This window comes from Phenylobacterium sp. (genome assembly GCF_016793225.1).
Classification (GTDB): Bacteria; Pseudomonadota; Alphaproteobacteria; order Caulobacterales; family Caulobacteraceae; genus Phenylobacterium.
The window spans coordinates 1-2,079 of the sequence record NZ_JAEUMN010000073.1 but is presented as its reverse complement, the minus strand read 5'-3'; the positions used below and the strand labels follow the sequence as shown (position 1 = coordinate 2,079).

At 71.5% G+C, this 2,079-nt stretch carries 5 protein-coding genes; 3 read left to right on the top strand and 2 right to left on the bottom strand.

Going from position 1 to position 2,079, the window contains the following annotated elements:
* Nucleotides 1–281, bottom strand: a 281-nt coding sequence (locus tag JNK30_RS08220; protein ID WP_293481580.1) for a hypothetical protein, incomplete at its 3' end; no start/stop codon positions are given.
* Between the two features lie 155 nt (nucleotides 282–436).
* Between JNK30_RS08220 and JNK30_RS08215 the strand changes: the two genes are divergently transcribed.
* A complete protein-coding gene (locus tag JNK30_RS08215) occupies nucleotides 437–784 on the top strand; it encodes a hypothetical protein (RefSeq protein WP_293481579.1) in 348 nt (115 codons plus the stop codon).
* 34 nt (nucleotides 785–818) lie between these two features.
* On the top strand, nucleotides 819–1,256 hold the full coding sequence (locus JNK30_RS08210) for a single-stranded DNA-binding protein (protein WP_293481578.1): 438 nt from the start codon (nucleotides 819–821) through the stop codon (nucleotides 1,254–1,256).
* A gap of 85 nt (nucleotides 1,257–1,341) precedes the next feature.
* On the opposite strand, the gene JNK30_RS08205 is transcribed toward JNK30_RS08210, so the two are convergent.
* A complete protein-coding gene (locus JNK30_RS08205) occupies nucleotides 1,342–1,521 on the bottom strand; it encodes a hypothetical protein (RefSeq protein ID WP_293481577.1) in 180 nt (59 codons plus the stop codon).
* 146 nt (nucleotides 1,522–1,667) lie between these two features.
* Here JNK30_RS08205 and JNK30_RS08200 point away from each other — a divergent pair.
* The coding region (locus JNK30_RS08200) for a GcrA family cell cycle regulator (protein WP_293481576.1) at nucleotides 1,668–2,079 on the top strand (412 nt) is incomplete at its 3' end.

Here is a 2,079-nt window from a genome sequence, read left to right as displayed (position 1 = left end):
ACGGCCGCCACGATGTCGGCGTGCTCGGCCTCGCGCACCGCGCGGGCCACGTTCAGCCGCACGAAGAGGCGGGCGTTGCGGTTCGCCTTCAGGGTCTCGGTGACGATGGGCGCGGCCCGCACGAGGCTGTGGGCCGCGCCGCAGAACAGCACCTTCAGGCGCGCCGAGGGGCCGCTGGCCACCAGCACATTGCCCGCCATCACCGGCAGCTCGGCGGGCGCGGTGCTGCGGAAGCGGTAGCGGGCGCCTGAGGCGCCAGAGACGTCGAGAAAGTCGGGCATCGACGATGGCTTACCGCCCGGAGGGGGCATTCGCCAAGGCGGCATCGTGTCGGGTTTGCGGCGGCGGAGGCCGCCGCTGGATGGAGGGAGGGCTTCGCCGGGTGAAGCGGTCCGGGGATTGGGCCTCGGCGCTTCGTCCACTCAAGGAGATTGTCATGCAGAACATCGTGTTCGTGGGCCGCCTGGCGGCCGATCCGCAGGTGACGGAGGACTACGCCAAAGCCGTTTTCCGCCTGCTCGAGAACCGGGGTCGCGACGCCTCGGGCGAGCCGCGGGTGGTTGGCGTCAACTGCGTCAGCTGGGCCAAGGGGCTCAACGAGCGCGTGATCGCCGAGGGTCTGGCCGCCGGCTGCGAGGTGGTCGCCGTCGGCGCCTTCGTCGACAACCGCTACGAGGCCCGCGAGGGCGGCGAGCGGGCCGCCAAGGAGCTGGTCATCCGCTCGCTCACGGTCCTCGACTGGGCCGCCGATCGCGCGGCCCAGGTCCTGCGGCACGCCGCCTGAACCTCCCCCTTCCTCATTCCCAAGGAGACTGACCATGCAAAGCGTGATCATCGAAGGCTATCTCGCCGCCGCCCCCTCAATCCTGGCGGCCCAGGGCTCGGGTAAGAAGCGGGCCAGCTTCCGGGTGCTCGAGACCGTGCGGTTCCGGCGCGGCGACGGCCAGATGGGCGAGCGCACCACCGGCTTCAACTGCGTCTGCTTCAACGAGAAGACCGCCGAGGACTACATCAGCCCCTATGCCCAGAAGGGCTCGCGGGTGGTCGTCAGCGGCCACGTCGAGAACGATACCTGGACCGGCAAGGACGGGACCACCCACTACGACCTGCGCCTGATCGTGGAGAACCTGAGGATCAAGGCCAAGCCTGAGCGGGCCGGCTCGGAGCGCGGGCCCGACACGGCGCGAGAGCCGGATGCCGAACCCGAGCCCAGACCGGACTTTGAGCCCAGCCTGGACGACGAAATCCCGTTCTAGGCGCTCTCCTCGCACCTTCGGTCCCGCCGGTTCGTCGGCGGGACCTTCTCTTGTTTGGACGGAAGGTGTGCGGACGGGAGACGGCCTACCAGGCCTCCGGCGGCTCGGTCTGGGGCTGGAACTCGCCGCCGTCGCGCCGCACCACCACGAGCCGGCGGCCCATGCTGGTCGCCGCGGCCACGATGCGATCCGGTTCGGGCTCGCGGCGCCAGGTGTCTTCGGAGATCCGGAGGGCCGGGCGCTGATCGTGGGGCGGAAGTGCCATGGGCTGAGGCTCGAAGGAGACGGTGCGCATCGCATGCGCCGGGTCGGGCGGCCTGTCAAAGATCGTGGGTACGCCGGCGTTGGGCGGAGCCGGAGGGAGGACGGGTCGGGGCGAGCCGATGGGGCTCGCGAGACCCGGAGATACCTATGTCCGCCACCTGGACCGACGATCGCGTCGACACCCTCACGCGCCTTTGGCGCGACGGCCTCAGCGCCAGCCAGATCGCCCGCGACCTCGGCGGCGTGACCCGCAATGCGGTGATCGGCAAGGTGCATCGCCTCGGCCTCAGCGGCCGCGCCACGCCGCACGTGCCGGGCGCGCGCCGCTCGGAGCCGCGAGGGGAGCGCCGCTACCGCCGGCCGCAGATCGCGGCGCAGGCGGTTCGACCCACCGACGTGAAGCCAGCTGCGGTCCCCTCGGTGGAGCCCGTTCCGGACACCGGCCTGGCTACGATCCTGAGTGTGCGCTGGAGCCAGTGCCGCTGGCCCATCGGCGACCCGCTGGCCGACGGCTTCCGGCTTTGCGGGCGGGGCAAGGCGCGCGGCGCCTACTGCGCCG